Source organism: Pedobacter sp. (assembly GCF_037719805.1).
Classification (GTDB): Bacteria; Bacteroidota; Bacteroidia; order Sphingobacteriales; family Sphingobacteriaceae; genus Pedobacter.
The window spans coordinates 251001-274533 of the sequence record NZ_JBBJLZ010000005.1; the positions used below are offsets into that span (position 1 = coordinate 251001).

Consider the following 23533-nt stretch of genomic DNA (forward strand, 5'->3'; position numbering starts at 1 on the left):
TGTAAACTGTTTTTTGTTAATTAATTTGTCCAGGGCGCATCACCGCTAACGGTAATTCCCATACTGCGTGCTGTACCGGCAACCATACTCATTGCCGATTCGATAGTGAAAGCATTTAAATCAGTCATCTTATCTTCAGCAATTGACTTAACCTGATCCCAAGTCACCGAACCAACTTTCTTACGGTTGGGCTCAGCAGAACCACTCGCTAATTTCGTAGCATCCTTTAACTGGATCGCTACAGGAGGAGTTTTGATGATGAATTCGAAAGACTTGTCAGCATAAACAGTAATTACAACTGGTAATACTTTACCGGGCTTATCTTGGGTACGAGCATTGAATTGTTTGCAAAACTCCATGATGTTCACCCCTTTAGCACCTAACGCAGGTCCTACCGGTGGCGATGGATTTGCAGCTCCGCCCTTGATTTGTAATTTAACAAGTGCACTGACTTCTTTTGCCATTTTCTGTTTTTGTTAATTTGTAATACTCAATGTTAAATGTTGGAAGCAATGTAACAGTTAAGGTCTTTATTCTACTCTTTATCTACTTGCATGTAATTAAGTTCTAATGGAGTTTTACGTCCGAAGATCTTAACCATAACTTTTAATTTCTTTTTCTCTTCGTTAACCTCTTCAATCACGCCGGTGAAACCATTGAACGGTCCATCCATTACTTTAACGTTCTCTCCAACATAATAAGCAATTGTCATGGTTTCGCTTTGTTGGCTCATCTCATCAACTTTACCTAGAATACGGTTAACTTCTGCCTGGCGCATCGGAACCGGGTTACCACCCTTATCTCCTAAAAAGCCAATCACACTATTAACATTCTTAATAATGTGCTCTAATTCTCCATCTAAAACTGCTTCAATCAAAACATATCCAGGATAAAAGTTGCGTTCTTTTGCAATCTTCTTACCATCCTTCATCTGATAATACTTTTCCATCGGGATCAACACCTGTGGAACCAAATGAGTGAATCCTAAACGGCTAATTTCAGAATCGATATATTGCTTAACTTTTTTTTCTTTTCCGCTAACAGCCCTAACTACATACCATTTTAACTGATCGTTCATTGAGCTATATTAATTTGAAAGTGATTTATAAAAAGTATCTAATACCAGCGTAGATCCCTTATCCATTGCAAAAACAACCATTGCAATGATTAATGAAGCTACCAAAACCAGCATCGCAGAATTTTGCAATTCTCCCCATGTAGGCCAGGTAACCTTCTGGGTCATTTCTTCATACGATTCTTTAATAAATTGAACTACTGCAGCCATAATTATCTTTTTGCACGGGAACAAGGATTCGAACCCTGATCAAAGGTTTTGGAGACCTCTATTCTACCATTGAACTATTCCCGTGTGTATCTTGTTTTTACTAAAAACAGATCCGGTTTTAGAAAACAAAGTACTCAGGCCGATAAAGCCTAAGTACTCTGCTTTTATTTTATAAAACTCATCAACATCCCCGAAGGGTAGTTAATACTATTTTAAAATTTCAGTTACCTGACCAGCTCCTACTGTTCTACCACCCTCACGGATAGCGAAACGAAGACCTTTTTCCATTGCGATTGCGTTGATCAATTTTACTGTGATCGTAACGTTATCACCTGGCATAACCATTTCAGTTCCTTCAGCTAGTGAAATCTCACCAGTAACATCTGTGGTACGGAAATAGAATTGTGGACGGTATTTGTTAAAGAATGGAGTGTGACGACCACCTTCTGCTTTTGACAATACATAGATCTCAGCTTTGAAATCAGTATGTGGAGTCACAGAACCTGGCTTACAGATAACCATACCACGACGGATATCAGTTTTCTCAATACCACGTAACAATAGACCTACGTTATCGCCAGCTTCACCATAATCAAGGATCTTACGGAACATCTCAACACCTGTTACAGTTGATTTAAGATTTTCAGCACCCATACCAAGGATCTCAACAGGATCTCCAGAGTTGATTACACCACGCTCAATACGACCAGTTGCAACAGTACCACGACCAGTGATCGAGAATACATCTTCAACAGGCATTAAGAATGGAAGCTCAGTTAAACGTGGAGGAATTGGAATGTAGCTATCTACAGCATCCATTAACTCCATGATTTTACCTACCCATTTTGGATCTCCGTTCAAGCCACCTAAAGCTGAACCTTGAATAACAGGGATATCATCACCAGGGAAATCATAGAATGATAACAATTCGCGAATCTCCATCTCTACTAATTCTAGTAACTCAGGATCATCAACCATGTCAACTTTGTTCATGAAAACTACTAATGTTGGAACACCTACCTGACGAGCCAATAGAATGTGCTCGCGAGTTTGTGGCATCGGACCATCTGTAGCCGCAACAACGATAATCGCACCATCCATTTGCGCAGCACCAGTAACCATGTTTTTCACGTAATCCGCGTGACCTGGACAGTCAACGTGAGCATAGTGACGGTTAGCTGTTGAATACTCAACGTGAGCTGTGTTAATCGTGATACCTCTTTCTTTTTCCTCTGGAGCAGAGTCAATCGATTCAAATGAACGCGCCTCAGATAAACCAGCATCAGATAACACTTTAGTGATAGCTGCTGTTAAGGTTGTTTTACCGTGGTCAACGTGACCGATAGTGCCGATGTTTAAGTGCGGCTTGCTGCGGTCAAACTTTTCTTTTGCCATGTTTTTATACTTATTAGTAGGTTAACTTTTTATTTAATTTTATTGTTTTGATACAATTTTCAATACAAAAAACCTTGTTCTATCTGCGTTTAACCAGACTTAACAAAGCATCTTTAATTTTCTGAGCCAAAGATGGGACTCGAACCCACGACCTCTTCCTTACCAAGGAAGTGCTCTACCGCTGAGCTACTTCGGCTAATCTCAGCTTACAATCACTTCTTAATAGCCGACTGCCCACTTTTACAAAATGAGCGAAAGACGAGGTTCGAACTCGCGACCTATAGCTTGGAAGGCTATCGCTCTACCAACTGAGCTACTTTCGCTTCTTTAAAGTGGGGGGAGAAGGATTCGAACCTTCGAAGTCTCGCGACAACAGAGTTACAGTCTGTCCCATTTGGCCACTCTGGTATCCCCCCAAAAAAAAGAGCCTCCTATCGGGATCGAACCAATGACCTACTGATTACAAGTCAGTTGCTCTACCAGCTGAGCTAAGGAGGCTTATATTGTACATTACTTAAATCGCAAGTAAAGTATTTTTATAAATATTAATCTTTCACAGAACATTTCCGTTTTTTATTAGAGCAACGCCCTCTCTGAAACGGAATGCAAATCTACAAGAATTTACTTCCTACACAAAATTATTTTCAAAAAAAATTGGCGGAAGTAACCCCGCCAATCCTTTATTTAACAACCTTAGAAATATAACCCTAATAATCAGTTACTTCTCCAGCGTTAACAATTGCTTTGTGCTCACTGGCTTTCGCTCTACTCTTATCTTTATGTTTAGTAATCTGCTTTCTTAACGATTCTATCGCCAGATCTGTCGCCTCTTCAAATGTTTTACATTGCTCTTTGGCGAACATGGTACCACCTGGAATATTCAGCTTAATCTCACTAATCTTGTTTGCCTCGTCACCAACATTCTCTAATTTAAGGTAAACTTCTCCGCTGATGATCTGGTCAAAGAACTGATCTAGCTTATCCACTTTTTTCTGAATAAACTCTAACAACTTGTGGTCTGCAGTGAAATGGATCGATTGAACTGTAATTTTCATATTTACCTCCTTGTTTATGCCTTTGGATGGGCTTGTTTATAAATTGATTTTAGTCTTTCAACTGAGTTATGTGTATATACTTGTGTTGCGGCTAGACTCGCATGTCCTAATAGCTCTTTAATGGCATTCAAATCTGCGCCCCTGTTCAATAAGCTGGTCGCATAAGAATGTCGCAGCACATGTGGGCTCTTTTTATCCTGAGTAGAGATAAAAGACAAATATTTTTGAACAACCCTATAAATCATTTTAGGATAAGCATCCGCTCCTTTATCTGTAACGAATAACACACTTGTTTTGTTATTAAAATTTTGAAGCGATTTCAGCGCCAGGTACTCTTTTAACTGATTAACAAGGCCTTTCGTTATCGGAATAATTCGTTCTTTATTTCGTTTACCTAATACTTTGATGCTTTCTTCATAGAAATCAATGTCGGTATCTTTTAGTCCTAACAACTCAGCAAGCCTGATGCCCGCACCAAATAAAAGCTCAATTACCATTTTATCCCTCACCGACGGGAAGCTGTCATTAAAGAAAACGTCTGAATCCAAAAGCTCATCCAGCTTCTGGTCATCCACAAAAACTGGTAATCGCTCTGGAACCTTTGGCGCTTTCACCTGCGCTACCGGGTTGCCGGTGATTACCCCCGACCGCATGCAGTACTTATAGTAACTTCTTAAAGTTGATAGTTTCCGCCCGACGGAGCTTTCTGAGACCCCTACTTCATCTAATAGGTAAACAATGAACTCTCTTGCCATTTGATGGTTTACGTCTTTCAGCTCCGTCTCAAACTTTAGCCATGCGAAGTCTTTGAATTGCAGTAGATCGGTTCCATAAGATTGAACCGTGTGCCTGGAATAGCGTTTCTCGTGCTGCAGGTAGGTAAGAAATTGTTCAATTGCCATAGGTAGAATCGACGTGCTTGAATATTCAATGTACAACAAATAAATTTAACACAAAATTAGAGTGCAAACAAAAGCGCCGCTGGATTTCCAGCGGCGCTTTTTATAACGAAGTTTATCAGTACTAAACAGAAGCCTCGAGGTTCATGTTCTGAATGTAAACTGCATGTTTAATTTCCGTACGACGAGAAACAGATTTTTTCTCGTATGCCTGACGACTACGCAGTTCTCTTAATACACCCGTTTTCTCAAATTTCTTTTTGAAACGTTTCAGGGCTTTATCAAGTGATTCGCCGTCTTTAATATTAATGATGATCATAACGTTAAAATACCTCCTCTCGTTGTTTTTAGGATTGCAAAGATACAGCTTTGAATTGGTTATCAAAACATTAATCTAAAGAAATGTTTATCTTTGAAGCGCTGCTGTTCATCAACAGCTCGTATGTTCATCTACAACCGAATTACGGCTATTGTTTTAAAAAGGGATTTGCTCTACTCTTCCTCGGGACTGGCTTTGAGTGAGGCCGCCATGCGGCCGCAGTGAGGCCACGGTGAGGCCACCTTTTCCCTAGAGAAAGGTGGCCTCACGGTGCAAGCATCATGCGATTACGGCAGCAGCACCCAAAGCCAGTCCCGAGCAAATCCAAAGCTTATCCCGAATACATTTGAGGTTTAAAATAGACTATCCGTTAAGCAATTCTCTTGCAATAACGATCTTTTGGATTTCCGAAGTTCCTTCTCCGATGGTACACAACTTACTGTCTCTATAAAATTTCTCCACAGGGAAGTCTTTTGTATATCCGTAACCGCCAAAGATCTGTACGGCCTCGGTTGATACTCTAACAGACACTTCTGAAGCAAAATACTTAGCCATTGCAGACTCTTTAGTCATCGGCAACTTACGGTTCTTTAAGTCAGCAGCCTGTCGGATCAGTAGTTCTGCAGCCTCGATCTCAGTTGCCATATCAGCAAGCTTAAAGCTGATCCCTTGGAAACTCGCAATCGGTTGTCCGAACTGATGCCTTTCCTTCGCATACGCTAAGGCAGCTTCATAAGCACCTTTGGCAATGCCCAGTGCCAGAGCCGCAATAGAAATTCGACCCCCATCTAAGACCTTCATTGCTTGTTTAAATCCTTCACCCTCCAGACCTAGCAAGTTCTCTTTAGGTACGCGACAATTATCAAAGATCATTTCAGTAGTCTCCGAAGCGCGCATCCCTAATTTGTTCTCTTTCTTACCGGCAAAAAACCCTGGTGTGCCTCGTTCTACAACAATTGCAGAGATGCCCTTAGAACTTCCCTTTTCACCGGTTCTCACCATGACTACAGCAACATCCCCACTCTTTCCATGAGTGATCCAGTTTTTTGAGCCGTTAATAATATAATCATCACCATCTAATACGGCTGTTGTCGCCATGCGCAGTGCATCTGAACCGGTGTTCGCTTCTGTTAAGCCCCATGCACCAATCCACTCTGCTGTGGCAAGTTTAGGTAGCCACTTTTGCTTCTGAGCTTCATTTGCGAAAGTCAGAATATGTCCCGTACATAGTGAGTTATGAGCAGCCAATGAAAGGCCAATAGAGCCACAAACTTTCGATATACCAACAATAACGTCTACATATTCCTGATAGCCCAAGCCTGAACCACCATATTCTTCAGGTACCAAAACGCCCATCAAACCAAGGGCACCAAGCGCTTTAAAAACTTCAGTTGGAAAATGCTGAATCTCGTCCCATTCCATCACGTGCGGACGAATACTCTTCTCCGCAAAATCCCTTACCATTGCCCGGATCATTAGCTGATCCTCTGAGATGCTGAAGTTATACCCCTCAGACTTATTTATAGTTTCCAACATAATTACTCAATGAATTGTGTCAATTATAACAATTTATAAGCCAAGAAGGGCAGCACTAAATTCGCCTGAAAGTAGAACGAAACGGTATTTAGTTCATAATACCCACGCCTGACTTTTAGCCAATTAAATTTGCTTAGAATCTTTTTTAAAACTTAATTATCTGCCTAAAGATTTTCCAGAAAATATTAGGCAAAGGGAAGACTTTAAGTCAATAACTTTCGGAACAAGCCATTAAAAATTGGGACGGTTAACTAGGGAAGAATGAAGTTATCGTACGCAAAGCTTACCAAATGGGTTAAACTTTTGACGTCAAATCGTTTGTATAAAGGAATAATTCGCTTTTCAATAGCGGAGTGAGACACCTTTAGCTCATGTGCAATTTCTTTGAACGAGTATCCTTTTGCAACAAGCGACAGTGCCTCCTTTTCTTTATTTGAGATGGCCAGGTGACTAAAAAGTGTCTTGTTCAAATCTTCTTCGAACTGTTCCTTTTCAGGTCCATATGCGGCATAGCGCATGACCCGACCGAATATCAGGCTTCTGTTAACTTGAAAACGGCCTATAATGGATTCAATCTGCCCATTTTCTGAGCTGAAGACCCTAACCCTAACGATGATGGGCACAAGGCTACCGTTCTTATGTATCTTCTTTAGCTCGAGGGTAAAACTATAGGCTTCAAGGTTCTCAGTTTTTGTTTGGATGAATTGAAGCGCCTTATCGTTCAGATCCTGAGAAAAGGGAGCAAACTCAGGCGCAGACATGTTAACGATGGTTAAGATATTGATTTCATCATCCTGATAACCTAATATTTCTTCCCATCCACAGGCAAAGATCATTCTGTTTTCTTTAAATGAATAGATATAAATGGCTTCTTCAGGAAACCTGGGAATGGTTTTTTTGAAATATTGTGCCCGCTCACTTTCCAGGTCGGCTGGTACTGCGGTAATGAATTTCTTCGAATAATCTCCAAAGTTCTTGCTTGACATCGCTAAAAGGATCTAAGTATAAAAATGAGTATCTGGGCGCTGGATTAAAAAAGCGTAATGTTAATAAGATGCCAATGAAAATATCTGCTCAGAATAGGACTTAAGCCTCTCTTTGCCGTTTAAAAAATCTAAAGAAATAATAAATGAATAGCCAACCACTTCAGCTTCCAATTGTTGAATAAGCTTGGTTGCCGCAACAACGGTTCCGCCAGTAGCCAGAAGGTCATCGTGGATCAATACCCGCTGTCCCTGTACCAGGGCATCCTCGTGGCACTCAATCACTGCACTGCCGTATTCCAGGTTATAAGACTCCTGGATCGTTTTATAGGGAAGTTTACCTGCCTTTCTAATGGGCACGAAAGGCACTCTTAACAGCTGTGCAAGCTGTGGACCGAAAAGAAAACCTCTGCTTTCGATCCCAGCAACCACATCAATCTTCAAGTGTTGTACCTGAAGCATTAATTCTCTGGTAATGTCAGCACATAACTTATGATCCTTTAGTATTGGTGTGATGTCTTTGAAGATGATACCAGGTTTTGGAAAATTTTGTACATCCCGGACAGTTCGCTTGATTCTTGATGATATCATATTAAAAGGTAAGATAAGGCGTTAGGCGAGCAATGGTTTCTGCTGGCAGCACAAGTACTTTGGCAAGATCGGCAACAGTAGTGTAGTTGCCATGCTGTTTGCGATATTGCACAATTGCATTTAGCTGTTTGAAGCGAAGATAAGGATGGTTTTTTAAGTTATCGGCCGTCACACTGTTGATGTTAATCTTGCGAATAGAACTGGCATCAACGCTGATCTGACTTTTAATCTCAGCAAATTTTAGAGAGTCTAACCCAAAAACCTCCATCAATTGTTCTTTGTTGACAAAACCGCCAATGCGTTCTCTGTAGTTTAAGATCCTTAAGGCAAAGGCTGGTCCGAAACCCCGGATCTCGTCAAGACCCGCGCTATCCGCGCCATTGATCTCAACTATGACCGTTTGTTTCTTAGGATAAGAGGTGGTAAATCTAGAATTGAGGGAGCCGGCAGTTGCTGTTGTTGGCGCTGTTGTGAGGGTTAGTTTTTCTTGCGTAGCACGCTGTTTTTCAGGTTCTGCAGGTACAGTTATTACTACGTACGGCGACATTTCCAGGTACTTTTGCGGACTGATGGTATACATTTTCTTAAGGTCATCCGGTTGGCGGAACCGACCACCTTTCGCGACATATCTAACAACCGCGGCAGCCTGCTTTTCGGATAGGCCCAAGCGCATCCAATCTGCAAGACCGATCAAATTTGGATCAAACTTAAAAAAGCTGCCTTTGTGCTTAACAGGAGAGTATTTAGCCGTCGTCTTATTAGATTTATAAGTTATTTTATCGGCGCTTCCCTCTTTCGCATCCAACAGGATAAGTCTCTTGACGAGCAGGTCATCTTCCGCGTTGTATTCCTCTTTATCTACCAGCGCATAGGCATAGGGAGCGGCGGTAACCAATGCAATAAGGACGACTAAAACCAACAGTCCGTTGAACTCACTTTTAGTAAAATCGAAGTAGTTATTTAGCCATTTTCTCATCCAGCAACTAATGTACTACTGTTATTTAAAAATATAAATCTTATTTTTGAAACTGGATACTATTTCTCACACCACGTACATGAAGATCATCACCACTCAAGAGTTCGCTAAGGCCACCAAAATAGATAAATTGGGGGTTCCCGGCCTGGCAGCGCTACTTATGGAGATGATGAAGCTGAATGATATCAATAAAGTGTTTTCACAGAATGTACATTTCAGCGGACTGGAATTTGTTGATAAAATTCTGGAAACCATAGGTGTGAGTATTGATTTTGATGAAGACGATTTAAAGAACATTCCAAAAACAGGGGGCTTTATTGCCATTGCGAACCATCCCTATGGGGGTATTGAGGGCCTTGCACTGGTAAAGTTGCTCTGTACAGTCAGACCTGAGGCAAAGGTAATGGTCAACTTTATCTTAAAGAAAATCCCTAATCTAAGCGAGTTTTTTGTCGCTGTTAATCCTTTTGAGAATGTGCAGCATTCCTCAAGCATTAGTGGATTGAAAGCAACGTTCGACCTGCTTCAAAGTGGAACGCCGATAGGTATTTTCCCGGCTGGCGAGGTATCGACATTTAGTTTAGACAAACAAGAGATCACGGATAGGCTATGGCATCCAGTAGTAGGAAAACTCATTGCGAGGGCTAAAGTACCAGTTGTACCTATATATTTCCATGGAAATAATGGCGTGTTATTCAACATCCTGAGTTTCATTCACCCTACTTTAAGAACGGCTAAGCTGCCTTCAGAGTTTTTGAACAAACAGGGGCTGAAGATAAAGGTGAGGATCGGGAAGCCGATAAACATTGAGGAGATCTCCTATAAAAACAATACGAATAAACTTCTCGACTTCCTTAGAGCGAGGACCTATGCCCTCGGAACTGGACTGGATGAGGAAAAGAAACTATTTAATCCGATCAATCTTTTCAAGATAAAGAAGAAGCCTGAGCCGATCATTGAAGAGACCGACCGAGGTAAAATCGTCGATGAAGTAGCACAATTGGAAACCTTTAGGGTATGGTCTGAGAAAAAATATGAGGTCTACATCACTCCAACGTCGCATATTCCCAATATTTTGAGGGAAATAGGACGGCTAAGAGAAATTACTTTTAGGGAAGTTGGTGAGGGCACAAATAAAAAGATTGATCTTGATAACTATGACATTTACTACAGTCATTTGTTTATTTGGGATAACGAACTGCAAAACATTGTAGGTGCTTACCGCATTGGCAAGGGGGATGAAATACTAGATACCATGGGTCGCCGTGGGTTTTACCTTTCTGAGCTCTTCAAAATTAAAGAACCGTTTTACCCGATACTTAGGAAAGGAATTGAGCTGGGTCGCTCCTGGATCCGCAAAGAATATCAGCAAAAACCATTGCCGCTTTTTTTGTTGTGGAAAGGAATCTTAAAATATCTATTGGATAACCCGCAATACCGATACATGTTTGGACCAGTAAGTATCAGTAATAACTTCTCTAAGCTTTCTAAATCGCTCATTGTTAATTACATCACAAAGAACCATTTTGATTACGAACTTGCTCATTTTATAAAACCTAAGAACAAGTTCAAAGCCGATCTGTCTGGGATAGACAAGGATTTATTGGTGGAGACGAGTGATTCATTGAAAGATCTTGATAGTTTGATCTCTGATATAGAGAATTCACATATCAAGATCCCGGTATTGTTAAGGCAGTACATGAACTTAAATGCGAAGATCATATGTTTCAATATAGATCCTAAGTTTTCAGATTGTTTGGATGGGTTTTTACTGGTAGATGCGCAGAATATCCCGGCTGAAATGTTGGAACGTATAGGTAAGAATCTTTAGGCCTGTGCCGGAGCTGGTTCTTCGTCAGTAGTTGGCTTAACTGGTTTCAGCTTCTTAACTACCTTTTTAGCTAACTGTGCCGCACGCTTCTCTATCTCCTTTTTAAGTTTCTTTGAATCATGACCAAGTTCTGTAGTAATGGTATTTAACTGATCAACAACCGTTCTTGTGATCTCCTGAATGGCAGCCTTTTTAGAAGCCTCTTTAATTGCCTTACGTTTCTTCTTATTCATAATCGCAAAAGTATGTTAATTCTATGTTATTCATACATTATCATTATGTTAAGGACTTGTCGTGATGTTAACAGTTAGAAAATTAAAAAAGCCCTAACATCCATTAGGGCCTTTCATTATCAACTAAACCGAACTTATAAATACTAACCAGGTATCTATGACACAAATGTAAAGTTGGACTATTAAGAACCTGTTAAGTATCAGTTACCTTATTAGTTTAATAGGAGCAAAACTTAATATGTATTCTATGTTTACAAATTGTATATTTAGTATTACCATTATGTAAAGTGTATCTTATGAGCATGCCAACGAGGATAGCCGCAGGTATAATTATGTTTCTCTCTATGGCACCTGCTCTAAGTAAGGCGCAAGGGTATAATGCATCATTTGAACTTTACAACAAGACTTTCAATTTTCACGTCGACTCCAGCATGGTGCTTGAGGATTCTATAAATCTAACAGAGGATTACATACACCAGAGCTATACCCGGTTAGATCATAGCGCCTACCACCCTGTTCTTGATTCCTTAACAGCCTATAAGGAAAAGCACAATCTTGACGACTGGCTATATTATCAGCTGATTAGAAAAACAGCAGAGACGATTAGCCCTAAAAGCGCGAATTACCAGCGCTACACTTTTTACAAGTGGTTTCTAATGGTCAAATCCGGATATGATGCTAGGCTTACAATTTCCAATAATAGGATCATTTTTTATGTGTATAATGACGAGGATATCGCAGATATACCTTTTATTATGTTCAAGAATAAAAAGTACATGTGTTTAAACTACCATGATTATCAACATGCGAATTTAAATGATGTTCCGCCTTTCGACATGATTGGGATTCCTGAGGCAAAGCAAGGATTCTCTTATAAGGTTACCAGAATGCCCGATTTTAAGCCAGAAAACTATAAGGCGAAAAGGTTGGCGTTTAAATATAAGCATCGCGCTTACCATTTTGACGTCAAACTCAATTCGGAAGTAAATGCGATATTTAAGAATTATCCCGGAGTAGATTTTGAATCCTATTTCAATATACCTTTAACAAAAGAGACCTATAGCTCGCTGATACCCTTACTTCAAAAGAACTTGAAAGGCATGGGACAAAAAAAAGGAGTTGATTATTTGATGAAGTTTACCCGTTACGCTTTTCTGTATCAGAGTGACGAAGATAACTTTGGTAAAGAGAAAAGGCTTTCACCGGAAGAGACTTTGTTTTCAAAAAATAGCGATTGTGATGATCGGGTTGCGCTGTTTTTCTATTTGGTAAAAGAGATCTATAACGTACCTATGATTGCCTTACTCTACCCTACTCACATTACCATGGCTGTTCAATTTGACAAGCCCTCAGGGGATCCTATTCTGTATAATGGTCAGGTGTACTCAATTTGCGAGCCGACCCCACAGAAGGAGGATCTGAGGATTGGGAAGATGAGCGAGAAGTTAAAGCGTTTAAATTACCAGGTGGTGTACAGTTATCAGCCAATTAAGCGCAATTGAAAGATTGGGCGTAGAAACTATGGTTGAAATATGCCCTATACAGATCAGTGATTATTAAATGAATTTAAACGACTTTAAATGATTGCCAGTTGACTTTAGTCGTTCGGGAGTCGTTGAAAGTCATTGCAGAGTCGTTGCAGAGTCGTTACTCTCCTACACTTACCAAATGCCATTTGTAAGCTCACAAGTGGGGCCGATTTTGTTGAGTTACCAATGTAATCATAATAACTGAGCATAGCGAGTTAATTGTTTTAAGGCTTCGGATAGTAGTATTGCTTAACTTGTAGGGTGTCTTTGGATCCGGTATTCTCGATGGTATAAAACAATTTGGTGTCTAACAACCATTTTTCTTTTCCAGATAGATCGATTAGTTTCTTCCCCTTGCTAAAACCACCTGTAACTTTGAAACTAAGAGGTGCACCATAGCATAAAGCGCACATGTGAATAATTTTTACAAAGTCCTTTTGTATGTCGGAGTTATCTATATAAAAAGTATTGCCCTTCATAGGAGCTTTGATATAAACTAACATCCCGTCTGGTCCGTCCAGCCGATTCGAGAATATCCGGAACTCACCTTTACCAACTATGCCATCATCATCTGGAAAATTAGCATTATCAGTATATAGATACTGGCAATTTGAGTTGACAGGGCAAGGAGTCAATCCTTCTTCATTAAAATTTTCAACGTAACCGTCGTCTTTAGAACACGACAAGCCGGTAGAGAGCAATAGCATTGCAAAAATAATTCTTAGAGCAGCTTTCATATGTTTCTTATGTTTGTCGCGAGAACGATCGCTGACACCTAGACGCTACAGGCGCAATGTTAATATTCTACAAATTCATTCAGTAATTCTAACCTGTAGAAAAACGCCTTGATCATTGACCAAGGCGTTTCGAAAGTATTATGTTTTAGTTTTAGAGATTATTTTACAGCTCCAGGAGTTGTGTAAGGTAATACTTGCGGATCAAAGTTTGCCCAGCCAGTAGTCCAGTCAGTAGTACTGAACGCACCTTTGTAGGCAACTTTTTCAAAAAAAGCATCAGCAACTTTTGTGTTGGTATAAAGTGCTCCTGCCGCTGCTGCAGAAGTAGCAGTTAACGTAAAGTTTGGTCTTCCAGCACTAGTTCCAGCTGCTATATCAGATGAGTAAAGGTATGGTGCTGTTAGCAAAGCGCCTGCCCATGTACCTGCAAGGAAAGTGTTAGAAGCTCTAAGTCCAGCTTCGATAGCAGTTTTGTTAGTACCTTTGATATCCGCTCCTGTTATACCATAAATCAAGTTGTTCTCAAAAGAAAGTTTACCTGAAGTGTAGTTTGCAGTAGTAGCTCCTGCTGTTGCTACTTTTGTGTCATCAATGTAAATTCCATCAGGAAAACCAGTAAAAATTGAATTGAAAGTACTGATAGAAGAATTTCTCCTGATTTGAGCAGCATGTTGATAGAAGCCGTTAATCTTAGTTGCAGCAGCAGATAGTGGACCTAAAACTGTTACGTTTGAAAAGATAGCTGAAGTTTGAGGAGCAATGTTCAATCCATCAGGATCGTTATCTGACTCAAAGCCGTTTGAACCTGATTGATCTGCAACCAATGGATATCTTTGAGCTAAAGCAAACTGAATTTTACCTTTATAACCATTATCAGTATCAAAATCATCATCCCATGTACCAATAGCAAGTAAGTGTTTTGCATTTACTGATCCACCGAACCATTCATAAGCATCATCACCTGAACGATAAACTTCAACGTAATCAATTGTAGTTCCAGAACCGACAGCTCCAAAAGTGATACCATTGATCTCATTATCAACTGAGAAAGGGATACCAGCATATTCAACACGCACATATTTTAAAGTACCTGAGTTATCTGCATCATCCGTTCCACCGAACTGAATGTATTTCGCTTCATCACCACCTGTAGGGGGAGTTAAACCACCTTCAATTTTGTTGGTAATACCTTTGTTATGTACAGCTTTTCCTAGAATGATAATTCCACCCCAGTCACCTTCACGACGAGCACCTGCTGCAACCCCTGATGTGAAGACGATTGGTTTATCTATAGTACCTGTTGCATTAATCTTAGCACCTCTTGTAATAATCAGAGTTGCACGACTAGCTTTATCGCCTTTTACAATTGTTCCTGGCTCTACTGTTAAAGTTGCTCCTTCAGTTACAAAAACGTAACCTTTTAATTGGTAAATTTTGTCTGCTGTCCAAGTGGTATTGGCTTTTATCTCTCCTGAGATTTCAACTGTTGATCCACTTGCCGGCGGAGTAACGATTTCATCATCATCAATATCATTCTTTGAGCATGAGACTGCTAACATACTGAATGCTAACCCAAAAAGTACAAAGTATTTTTTCATGTTTTTTAGTTCTTATTTGTTGTAAAGGAATACAATTAAGTTTAACTAGAGGTCAACACAGTATTAAGTTACCGTTACCGATTGAACCTCTAAAAAGTATAAGTTAATGATAGGGACACATTGGTACCTGTTTTATATCTAGACAATATTTCATCTTTAAGAACCTCTCCTGTTGTAGAGTTAGTAATGATGTTATTTGGGCTGAACTTCTTGTCCTTGTTATAATCAAAGTAGAATACAGCTTGATTATTTAAGAGATCATTCACGTTCAACTTCAATTGTGCCTTCTTTTTGTAAAAACTATAGCTTGTTTGGAAGTCTATTACATTCCTCGGCGCCTCCCAAACGTCTCCGAAACGCTGACCGCCCGCATTTGTAATCCTTCTTCCGATTCTGTTGTAAAGAGCACTGAAATTTAAGCTATTGTCCAGGGCGCTATATTGAATTCCAGCATTTACTGCGTAAGGCGATTGGCCCACCATGGGACGTTCTTTTGTTAGATATACCTGATCAGTTGGATTTATAACCTTAGACTTTACCAATGTTCCGTTTGCAGATATCATGAAGTCTTTTAAAATGGACTCATCGTCAATGAATGCAAGTGATTGTCTGATCTCCAATTCAACACCGTAGTTATTAATGCTTTTTGTATTAAAATATGAGAATGCTGGCGTTGAGTTTTGATCGTAAATACTTGGCTCAATTGCATTGTCAAAATGTTTATAGAATGCTGATACAGAGAAGATCTGCCCTGCAGATGGATATATTTCATATCTTAAATCAGCATTATCAATCAAAGTTCTTTTTAAAGATGGATTACCGGCAACGTTACCTAACAATTCATAATCGTAATAATCAAATGGAGCCAATTCCCTGAATTCAGGTCTTGCTAATGTTCTGTAGTACGAAGCTCTGAAATTTGCTCGTTCACTTAAAGCATAAGTTAAGTTTACGGATGGCAAAATGTCAAGATAATCCTGATTCACATGTAAAGGTGTTCCATCCACATTCCTAGAATTCAGTTTCAGATTAAACTGCTCAACACGTACGCCATATACAGCACGAAGTTTATCAGTGATTGGCTGATCCAACATTGCATATCCGAAACTTACCAGTGAATTAGCATCATACTTATCAGAATTTCCAGTAATCTCACTCAGTTCATATACACCAGAATTAATCAAAGATTTCGAGTACAACTGGCTAACCGGAAGGGCTTGTATATCTTGATCTGCATTCTTTAGTGTGATTCCCAATAGACGAGCGCCAAAGTCACGTGTTCTATAATTCGCGCCAAGACCTCCTTTTAGGGTCGCGTTTTTATCGAACAACTTGATGCTATAGCTATCGTTAACAGCACCACCATAAAGAGACTCATTCAAATCTGAGAAAAATCTGTTATTTTCCTTTGTAATAGCTGTGTTTGCAGCAAGAAAGGGTTTAGTTGGATCGTCTCTGAAACCCACGTTTCTCAAATAGCCGATTTTTCTTTGATCAGGCTGATTGTTTGTAATGTTGGCATAGGAAGCCGTCCAGCTCAGCTTGTTTTTATCAGTTAGTTGGTGATCTCCATCAAGGGATGTTTTAAATATACCTTTCTGTATGACGTCAAAAGCATAATATTGCAAGTCGCTAGACCGGCCAACGTCTGTTCCTGTGCGATAAGTGAACTTATCATCAAGGATGCGGTTGTAAAGGTTTTTGAAACTGATCTTATTTTTACCTTGTACATAGGCGAAGTTCGCCATTGCACCAATATTTGAAGAAAACGTGTTTACTCTATCATCATAGTCGTAGGTATAGTAACTGCGTTCAACAACTGGCCTGGTAGTTTCAGAGTTGCGGTAAGTTAAAGCCACAATGGCACCAAATTTGCCGCCATTTTTGAAATCCTTCACTCTACCCATGCTAAATTGATGGTTCTGAGCAAGCGGAGCATCATGATTTCCTATTTTCCAAACCTTTGGAAGCTTGTTGATGGCTGAGATTGTAGCAGCCTGATTACCTCTTAAGGCTTCTGTAGAATTTGTATTTTTGGGAAACCCACCGGTTGGCAGTTGTCTGTAACCACCGTCAAAGCCAAAATAGTTCTCTGTGTACCTTGGACCATAAGAAAAGTCTTTGAAAGTAGACTGGCTGTTATAGCCTGTTCCAAGGCTTAGTTCGAAGAAATTACTTTCAGGAACATCCTTAGTGACAATCTTTATAGACCCACCAGCAAAATCTGCCGCCAAATCTGGGGTAGCTGTTTTATAAACAACAATATTATTAATAAGGCCTGAAGGAACGATGTCAAATGAGAACGCCTTTTTATTAGGCTCTGTGCTTGGTAGACTTGAATTATCCAGACTTGCGTTGTTGTATCTATCTGCAAGGCCACGAACAATTACAAACTTATTATCCTGAATGGTTGTACCACTTACACGTTTTAACACATCACCAGTACTACGATCTGGACTTTTTCTGATAACATCAGATGATATACCGTCAGAAATCACTGCACTATTTTTCTGTTGTGCATATAATGCATTCACGCTTTCTTTTTTGAAGCTGCCTTGGATAACAACCTCACTCAGGTTTTCACCTCCTGTTTCATCTAATACGATGTCAAATACAGTGGTCTTACCTGAAGTAACTTCTACATCACTGATTTCTTTACCGTTGTAGCCAACATATTGGAATATTAAAATATATTTTCCTGCAGCTAACCCAGGTAGTGAATATTTACCGTCTACATCTGTAGCCATACCGGTTGTGCTACCTTTGATTTTAACGGTAACGCCAATTAGTGTCTCACCACTTTTCTTGTCAGATACCTTCCCAGAAATTCTTCCTGTTTGTGCAAATGCTGTTACTCCAAGAATTACAAAGAGTAATGTGCTGAGCGCTTTCTTTAGATTCAATTGTGATTTCAATTTGCTGTGTATTAATTTTCAGCAAAGCTATTACCACAGTGTTAGGTATATGTTAGGGATAAATTACCATTCGTTTACCGCAGTGTTAACTAAATGTTAACAACCCAAAGGACTAATACTTTATACCAACCCGTTTGCAAATGAAATGCAATAACCAAATTGGACCTATTAACAGAAACTTAACGTCGTCTAGAAAGGATGGTTTCTTACCTTCAATTTTATGTCCGATAAACTGCCCAACCCAGGCCAATACAAAGATAACTAAGCAAGAAACCCAAAGCGCCGGTCCACCCGCAGCCTGCCAGTATTCTAGCTGAACCACGCCGTAACTCATCAGACCAACTATCCAAAGCATCATAAAAGAGAGCACTGGCGATAAAGTAAAGTAGTAATAAAGGGAGAAAGCGATAAGAAAGGATGCCCAGTTAAGGAACCCGTTATACTTACCAAGGAACTCCAGATGCGGGAAAGGCATAGCCCATACCAATCCAAGCAGACTAAAAACAATTAAAGGAACACAGATCCAATGAATTAACTCATTGGAATGGTTCTGGTGACTCTCTGCATATTTGTCGAAGAGGACGTCAACTTCAGTTTTCTCTATTGTTTTCATAGGGCTATCTAATTTCGTCAGAATAAAAAAAGCGATAGAATTACCTATCGCTTTCTATAGAGTTAAACCTTTTTACTTAGCAAAGGCAACTGATCTGGTCTCCCTGATCACAGTTACTTTAATTTGCCCAGGATAGGTCATTTCTGTCTGGATCCTGTTGGAAATATCTGCTGCAAGCAATTCAGCCTGTTGATCAGTAATCCTTTCACTTTCAACAATGACTCTGAGTTCTCTACCTGCCTGGATAGCGAAAGTCTTCTCTACACCAGGGTAAGACATTGCCAATTCTTCCAATTCTTTTAAACGTTTGATATAGCTTTCGACTACTTCACGTCTTGCTCCCGGACGCGCGCCAGAGATAGCATCACAGGCCTGAATAATAGGAGAGATCATTGAGGTCATCTCTATTTCATCATGGTGAGCTCCGATAGCATTACAAATTTCAGGATGTTCTTTATATTTTTCTGCCAGCTGCATACCTAGGATTGCGTGTGGCAACTCCGGGTTATCATCAGGCACTTTACCTATATCATGTAATAATCCTGCACGTTTTGCCATCTTAGCGTTTAAGCCAAGCTCAGCAGCCATTGTAGCGCAGAAGTTTGCTACTTCGCGTGAGTGGTGAAGCAAGTTTTGACCGTAAGATGAACGGTAACGCATCCTTCCAACCATTCTAATTAGTTCCGGATGCAAACCGTGAATCCCAAGATCAATCACCGTACGCTCACCGATTTCTACAATTTCATCCTCAATTTGCTTCTTTGTTTTTGCAACAACCTCTTCTATACGTGCAGGGTGAATTCTACCATCCGTTACTAAGCGATGCAGCGCTAAACGTGCAATTTCTCTTCTTACCGGATCAAAGCCAGAAAGTATAATTGCTTCTGGTGTATCATCAACGATAATCTCAATACCGGTTGCAGCTTCTAAAGCACGGATGTTACGACCTTCTCTACCGATTACTCTACCTTTAATTTCGTCACTTTCAATGTGGAAAATAGAAACAGTGTTCTCTATTGCTGCTTCGACAGCAGTTCGCTGAATAGTTTGAATCACTACCTTCTTAGCTTCTTTCGTTGCAGTTAGTTTAGCTTCATCAACTATGTCCTTCACCTGGATCATCGCTTGAGTACGAGCCTCTTGTTTCATATTCTCAACAAGTTGGTTTTTTGCTTCCTCAGCACTTAAACCGGCAATAGTTTCCAATTGCTTAACGTGTTGGTTTTTTAATAGCTCTACCTCTTCTTGTTTCTTAACGGCAAGCTCTGTTTGCTTTTCAAGGTTCTTTTTGTGGTTATCTAGTTCCTGATCTTTGCGTGTAGCATTCTCAAGTTTAGAGTTTAAGGATTGTTCTTTTTGCTTTAATGTGTTTTCACGTTGATTGATAACATTATTCTTAGCAGTAACTTCTTGTTCGTGCTCTGATTTTAACTGAAGGAACTTCTCTTTCGCTTCGAGCATCCTATCTTTCTTCAATATCTCCGCATTGGCTTCTGCGTCCTTTAGAATCTTCTTAACCTTATTTTGTACTGCAACCTCTTGCTTCTTTAGCAGGCTGCGCAGGAGAAACCTGCCGATGGCAATACCGATTACTAAGCCGGCAAGCACATATCCTATTATTCCTAATACTTCCATTCTATTTATGTAAAAAACTAATCATGCAATATGCATTAACTTTAAAAATCTTTCTATAAAAAAACCGCAACTAACCTTTAAGCCACCCGTTTTAAAAACCTCAACTGATTATAATTAGGATTTAAGTCATTTTCAGGTACATAAAGTAAATGAAATACACCCTCTCAATCCTATAAATATTGAAGTGTTAAGTTTTAAAAATAGTGAAACCCAAAAACTAGCTGCGGCTATATCTTTGTTTATTATCTGTACTAATATAAAGAACGCTCCTATTTGGAGAAAAAATCGCTTAATAAACTATCTAATTCCTCAACCTTATCGGCAACTTCAGTATCCTGGTTCTGAACCTTGTTCTCTACCCTTAATACTGCCGTAGCATAGTGCAATACCGCCATTGAAAGCAAATCTTGCTTATCTCTAACCGCATAATTTTCTTGGTAGTCCTTTATGCGCTCATTAATGATCTTGGCTGCACGCCTCACAATTTCTTCCTCTTCCGTATTTACCTTTAATGGATAGATGCGGTCGGAAATAGTTATTTTTATCGAGATTTCTCCCATTTCTTAGCTTTGTTTCACTTTCTGGTATTCCTTACTTCTTAAGCAATACAACACACTTATCAATTTCACGCACAAATTCGTTAATTTTTTGCTTTATATCAAGAGACTTCTCACTTGTACCCTCAATACTCTTGGCAAGCTTTAACACGCGTAGCTTCTCTTCTAAGTCCTTAGTCTTACTTTTGGCACCGTCTAACGCAACTTTAACAGAACCATTCTCTAACTTCAAGAGCTCGTTTTCCTCTTGTAATGCATTACAAAGCTCTATCAGACGAGCTGTTCTACTTAATACTGAATCTAACTGGCCGGCAACGGAAGACATCTACGCTATTGAATTTGTTCTTAAAACTATTTACTAAAAGCAATCAAATTATTTTCTAATCTCTGCCTTAGCGGTCTGTGCTAAGTTATAAATAATCTTTTGCATAACAGAATCGATCTGTTTGTCGGTCAAAGTCTGTTCATCATCCTGCAATGTAAAGTTCAGCGCATAAGATTTTTTGCCATCCGGAAGTTTATCGCCCAGGTAAACATCAAACACCTGAACGTTCCTGATCAGTTTCTTATCCGTCTTAAACGCAATGGTTTTCAGATCGTCAAAGGTTACCGCGATATCTACTAACATCGACAAATCTCGTCTCACTGAAGGGAACTTAGGAATCTCTTTATTGATGATCTTGTTCTTCCTAACTATGTCAAGCAATGACGCCCAATCAAAGTCAGCGTAATAGACGTCTTTATCGATATCCGCCTTTTTCTTATCTGATGCCGTTACCGCACCAAAGGAAACAATAGCTTTATCACCCCTAAAATATCTCAGGCCAAATGCATAGTTTTCATCAGCTAACTCTTCAGATTGATAATTGCTTATGCCCAACCTACCGATAACCGCATCAACCGCAGACTTTAAATTGTAAAAGCTTACCTGGTTTCCCTTTTGATTCCACTGCTCAGACTGTACTGCGCCAGATAATACCAATAGTAAACGCGGGCGTTCTACGTATTGTTCATTGATCAGGTGGTAAGTCTTACCAAACTCATAAAACTTGATGTCAGCGCTTTTTCGGTTAAGGTTATAGGCAACACTTTCCAGAGCCGGCATTAATAGTTCCTGGCGCATTACGTTTAAATCTGAACTCAAGGGATTCAGTATTTGAACCGCTTCTTCAGGTTTTTTCGAGTAAGCACCTTTAGTCAACGAATTGCATAAAATCTCCAGGTATCCATTGGCAGTTAGCATATCCGCTATGAAATGCTGAGTCTGCTCTTTGTTTGGCTTTGCCACATAAGACAGTGACGCATTGATTTTGCTCGGGATTTCAATATTGTTGTAACCATAGATCCTCAAAACCTCTTCAGTGATATCGCATTCGCGGGTCACATCAACTTTAAAACTTGGCACTTTCAACTGCAGGCCTTCCGCTGTTTCCGCAGCAACGGTAATTCCTAACGCAGTGATAATACCTTTGATCTCTTCAGAAGGGATCTGCGCGCCAATAAGCTTGTTGATATTGCCATAGCTTACCTCCACATCAAAAGCTTTGATCTCTTCCGGATAAATATCCGAAACAGAAGAAGCGATGGTTCCGCCAGCAATTTCCTGGATTAAGAGCGCAGCACGTTTTAAGGCAAACACTGTGATCTCGGGATCTGTCCCGCGTTCAAACCTGAACGACGCGTCTGTCTTTAACGCAAAACGCTTAGACGTTTTTCTTACTGAAACGGAATTAAAATAAGCACTTTCCAAGAAAACATTAACTGTGCTTTCCGAAACACCCGAATCCTTTCCTCCGAAGACACCTGCAATACACATTGGCTTTTCAGCGTCACAAATCATAAGATCAGCAGCAGAAAGCTTGCGTTCCACACCGTCGAGGGTAATGAAGGGCGTACCTTCCGCACATTTTTTCACTTTAACCTGATTACCTTGGATCTGATCTGCATCAAAGGCATGAAGGGGCTGACCAAGGTCATGAAGTACGTAATTGGTGATGTCGACTATATTATTTATCGGCCTGATTCCAATTACCTTTAACTTGTCCTGCAACCAATCCGGTGATGGAGCAACTTTTACGCCAGTGATGGATAAGCTACTGTATCTCGGACAAGCAACAGTATCTTCCACATCAACTGTAACTAATTGTACATTTTCCGGAGCCTTAAATCCAGAGATATCGGGCAATTGAATTTGCGTACGAAAATAGGCCGCTAAATCTCTTGCTACTCCTAAATGGGAAGCAGCATCGGCTCTGTTGGGTGTTAGACCAATTTCATACAAATAATCGTCTTCTAATTTGAAATGCTTCTTGGCGGGAATTCCAATCTGAGTATCTTCCGGTAGCACCATAATTCCGGCATGAGAAGCACCAAGACCAATTTCGTCTTCTGCACAAATCATCCCCTCAGAAGCCTCTCCCCTAATTTTAGATTTATTGATCTTGAAGGGCTCGCCTTCATTCGGATGAACGGTAGTACCTACAACGGCAACAACGACTTTTTGTCCTGCCGCCACATTTGGTGCTCCACAAACGATTTGCAAAATAGCAGGTCCACCAACGTCAACAGTTGTTACACGTAGACGATCCGCGTTAGGATGCTGAACACAGGTGAGGACATGTCCAATCATTAAACCTTCTAACCCTCCTACAACAGGCTGTACTTTTTCCAAAGATTCTACCTCCAAACCTATATCGGTGAGGATTAGTGAAAGTTCTTGCGGCGTTTTATCGGTTTGAATGAATTGTTTAAGCCAATTGTATGAGATCTTCATTTTATGATGTCCGTGTGAAACCGCAAAGATATTATTTAAAGCGGAAAGCAGAAAGCTTAGCTAAGCTATATCA

22 protein-coding genes and 5 tRNA genes are annotated in these 23533 nt (G+C 40.0%); 2 read left to right on the forward strand and 25 right to left on the reverse strand.

Going from position 1 to position 23533, the window contains the following annotated elements; all coding sequences use genetic code 11:
• Nucleotides 1-20: 20 nt before the first annotated feature.
• The 16 genes from rplK to WKF66_RS17575 form a co-directional block, all read right to left on the reverse strand.
• Entirely contained in the window at nucleotides 21-464 is a 444-nt protein-coding gene (rplK, locus tag WKF66_RS17500; RefSeq protein ID WP_037443979.1) for a 50S ribosomal protein L11, read from the reverse strand.
• A gap of 71 nt (nucleotides 465-535) precedes the next feature.
• Entirely contained in the window at nucleotides 536-1078 is a 543-nt protein-coding gene (nusG, locus tag WKF66_RS17505; RefSeq protein ID WP_489675788.1) for a transcription termination/antitermination protein NusG, read from the reverse strand.
• A gap of 9 nt (nucleotides 1079-1087) precedes the next feature.
• Nucleotides 1088-1285, reverse strand: coding sequence for a preprotein translocase subunit SecE (gene secE, locus WKF66_RS17510; RefSeq protein ID WP_489675789.1), 198 nt, complete (start codon nucleotides 1283-1285; stop codon nucleotides 1088-1090).
• 13 nt (nucleotides 1286-1298) lie between these two features.
• A tRNA-Trp gene (locus WKF66_RS17515) sits at nucleotides 1299-1369 on the reverse strand.
• 123 nt (nucleotides 1370-1492) lie between these two features.
• Nucleotides 1493-2680 (reverse strand): elongation factor Tu, encoded by a 1188-nt coding sequence (gene tuf / locus WKF66_RS17520; RefSeq protein ID WP_489675790.1) that lies wholly within the window; start codon nucleotides 2678-2680, stop codon nucleotides 1493-1495.
• A 124-nt stretch (nucleotides 2681-2804) separates the two neighbouring features.
• Nucleotides 2805-2876: transfer RNA gene (locus WKF66_RS17525), tRNA-Thr, on the reverse strand.
• A 54-nt stretch (nucleotides 2877-2930) separates the two neighbouring features.
• Nucleotides 2931-3003 (reverse strand) — tRNA-Gly (locus tag WKF66_RS17530).
• Nucleotides 3004-3013: 10 nt separating this feature from the next.
• A tRNA-Tyr gene (locus tag WKF66_RS17535) sits at nucleotides 3014-3096 on the reverse strand.
• Between the two features lie 9 nt (nucleotides 3097-3105).
• Nucleotides 3106-3178: transfer RNA gene (locus WKF66_RS17540), tRNA-Thr, on the reverse strand.
• 209 nt (nucleotides 3179-3387) lie between these two features.
• Nucleotides 3388-3735: a ribosome hibernation-promoting factor, HPF/YfiA family gene (hpf, locus tag WKF66_RS17545; protein WP_489675791.1), complete on the reverse strand. Its 348-nt coding sequence runs from the start codon at nucleotides 3733-3735 to the stop codon at nucleotides 3388-3390.
• A gap of 14 nt (nucleotides 3736-3749) precedes the next feature.
• Nucleotides 3750-4637, reverse strand: a complete 888-nt coding sequence (locus WKF66_RS17550; RefSeq protein WP_489675792.1) for a tyrosine-type recombinase/integrase — start codon at nucleotides 4635-4637, stop codon at nucleotides 3750-3752.
• A gap of 121 nt (nucleotides 4638-4758) precedes the next feature.
• Nucleotides 4759-4953 (reverse strand): 30S ribosomal protein S21, encoded by a 195-nt coding sequence (rpsU, locus tag WKF66_RS17555; protein ID WP_489675793.1) that lies wholly within the window; start codon nucleotides 4951-4953, stop codon nucleotides 4759-4761.
• A gap of 363 nt (nucleotides 4954-5316) precedes the next feature.
• Nucleotides 5317-6489 carry an acyl-CoA dehydrogenase gene (locus tag WKF66_RS17560; RefSeq protein ID WP_489675794.1) on the reverse strand — a complete coding sequence of 391 codons (1173 nt, stop codon included), beginning with the start codon at nucleotides 6487-6489 and terminating at the stop codon, nucleotides 5317-5319.
• Nucleotides 6490-6740: 251 nt separating this feature from the next.
• Nucleotides 6741-7475 (reverse strand): LuxR C-terminal-related transcriptional regulator, encoded by a 735-nt coding sequence (locus WKF66_RS17565; protein ID WP_489675795.1) that lies wholly within the window; start codon nucleotides 7473-7475, stop codon nucleotides 6741-6743.
• A gap of 60 nt (nucleotides 7476-7535) precedes the next feature.
• Nucleotides 7536-8063: an adenine phosphoribosyltransferase gene (locus WKF66_RS17570; RefSeq protein ID WP_489675796.1), complete on the reverse strand. Its 528-nt coding sequence runs from the start codon at nucleotides 8061-8063 to the stop codon at nucleotides 7536-7538.
• A gap of 1 nt (nucleotide 8064) precedes the next feature.
• Nucleotides 8065-9039, reverse strand: a complete 975-nt coding sequence (locus WKF66_RS17575) for a ComEA family DNA-binding protein (RefSeq protein WP_489675797.1) — start codon at nucleotides 9037-9039, stop codon at nucleotides 8065-8067.
• A gap of 79 nt (nucleotides 9040-9118) precedes the next feature.
• Between WKF66_RS17575 and WKF66_RS17580 the strand changes: the two genes are divergently transcribed.
• On the forward strand, nucleotides 9119-10870 hold the full coding sequence (locus WKF66_RS17580) for a bifunctional lysophospholipid acyltransferase family protein/GNAT family N-acetyltransferase (protein WP_489676155.1): 1752 nt from the start codon (nucleotides 9119-9121) through the stop codon (nucleotides 10868-10870).
• On the opposite strand, the gene WKF66_RS17585 is transcribed toward WKF66_RS17580, so the two are convergent.
• Nucleotides 10867-11103: a hypothetical protein gene (locus WKF66_RS17585; protein ID WP_489675798.1), complete on the reverse strand. Its 237-nt coding sequence runs from the start codon at nucleotides 11101-11103 to the stop codon at nucleotides 10867-10869. The genes WKF66_RS17580 and WKF66_RS17585 overlap by 4 nt on opposite strands.
• A 302-nt stretch (nucleotides 11104-11405) precedes the next feature.
• Here WKF66_RS17585 and WKF66_RS17590 point away from each other — a divergent pair, with 302 nt between their 5' ends.
• A complete protein-coding gene (locus WKF66_RS17590) occupies nucleotides 11406-12605 on the forward strand; it encodes a hypothetical protein (protein WP_489675799.1) in 1200 nt (399 codons plus the stop codon).
• A 251-nt stretch (nucleotides 12606-12856) separates the two neighbouring features.
• Here the strand turns inward: WKF66_RS17590 and WKF66_RS17595 are convergent, their stop codons facing one another.
• From WKF66_RS17595 to pheT, 8 genes are all read right to left on the reverse strand, one after another.
• Nucleotides 12857-13369 carry a hypothetical protein gene (locus WKF66_RS17595; RefSeq protein WP_489675800.1) on the reverse strand — a complete coding sequence of 171 codons (513 nt, stop codon included), beginning with the start codon at nucleotides 13367-13369 and terminating at the stop codon, nucleotides 12857-12859.
• Nucleotides 13370-13527: 158 nt separating this feature from the next.
• The gene (locus tag WKF66_RS17600) at nucleotides 13528-14967 is read right to left on the reverse strand and encodes a hypothetical protein (protein ID WP_489675801.1); all 1440 of its coding nucleotides are present in this window, start codon (nucleotides 14965-14967) and stop codon (nucleotides 13528-13530) included.
• 89 nt (nucleotides 14968-15056) lie between these two features.
• The gene (locus tag WKF66_RS17605; protein WP_489675802.1) at nucleotides 15057-17882 is read right to left on the reverse strand and encodes a TonB-dependent receptor; all 2826 of its coding nucleotides are present in this window, start codon (nucleotides 17880-17882) and stop codon (nucleotides 15057-15059) included.
• 112 nt (nucleotides 17883-17994) lie between these two features.
• On the reverse strand, nucleotides 17995-18495 hold the full coding sequence (locus WKF66_RS17610; RefSeq protein ID WP_489675803.1) for an Mpo1 family 2-hydroxy fatty acid dioxygenase: 501 nt from the start codon (nucleotides 18493-18495) through the stop codon (nucleotides 17995-17997).
• Between the two features lie 72 nt (nucleotides 18496-18567).
• Nucleotides 18568-20130 carry a ribonuclease Y gene (gene rny / locus WKF66_RS17615; RefSeq protein WP_489675804.1) on the reverse strand — a complete coding sequence of 521 codons (1563 nt, stop codon included), beginning with the start codon at nucleotides 20128-20130 and terminating at the stop codon, nucleotides 18568-18570.
• 269 nt (nucleotides 20131-20399) lie between these two features.
• The gene (locus tag WKF66_RS17620) at nucleotides 20400-20690 is read right to left on the reverse strand and encodes a cell division protein ZapA (RefSeq protein WP_410881777.1); all 291 of its coding nucleotides are present in this window, start codon (nucleotides 20688-20690) and stop codon (nucleotides 20400-20402) included.
• A 31-nt stretch (nucleotides 20691-20721) separates the two neighbouring features.
• Entirely contained in the window at nucleotides 20722-21012 is a 291-nt protein-coding gene (locus WKF66_RS17625) for a hypothetical protein (protein WP_489675805.1), read from the reverse strand.
• A gap of 48 nt (nucleotides 21013-21060) precedes the next feature.
• Nucleotides 21061-23460 carry a phenylalanine--tRNA ligase subunit beta gene (gene pheT, locus WKF66_RS17630; RefSeq protein ID WP_489675806.1) on the reverse strand — a complete coding sequence of 800 codons (2400 nt, stop codon included), beginning with the start codon at nucleotides 23458-23460 and terminating at the stop codon, nucleotides 21061-21063.
• Nucleotides 23461-23533: the final 73 nt, after the last annotated feature.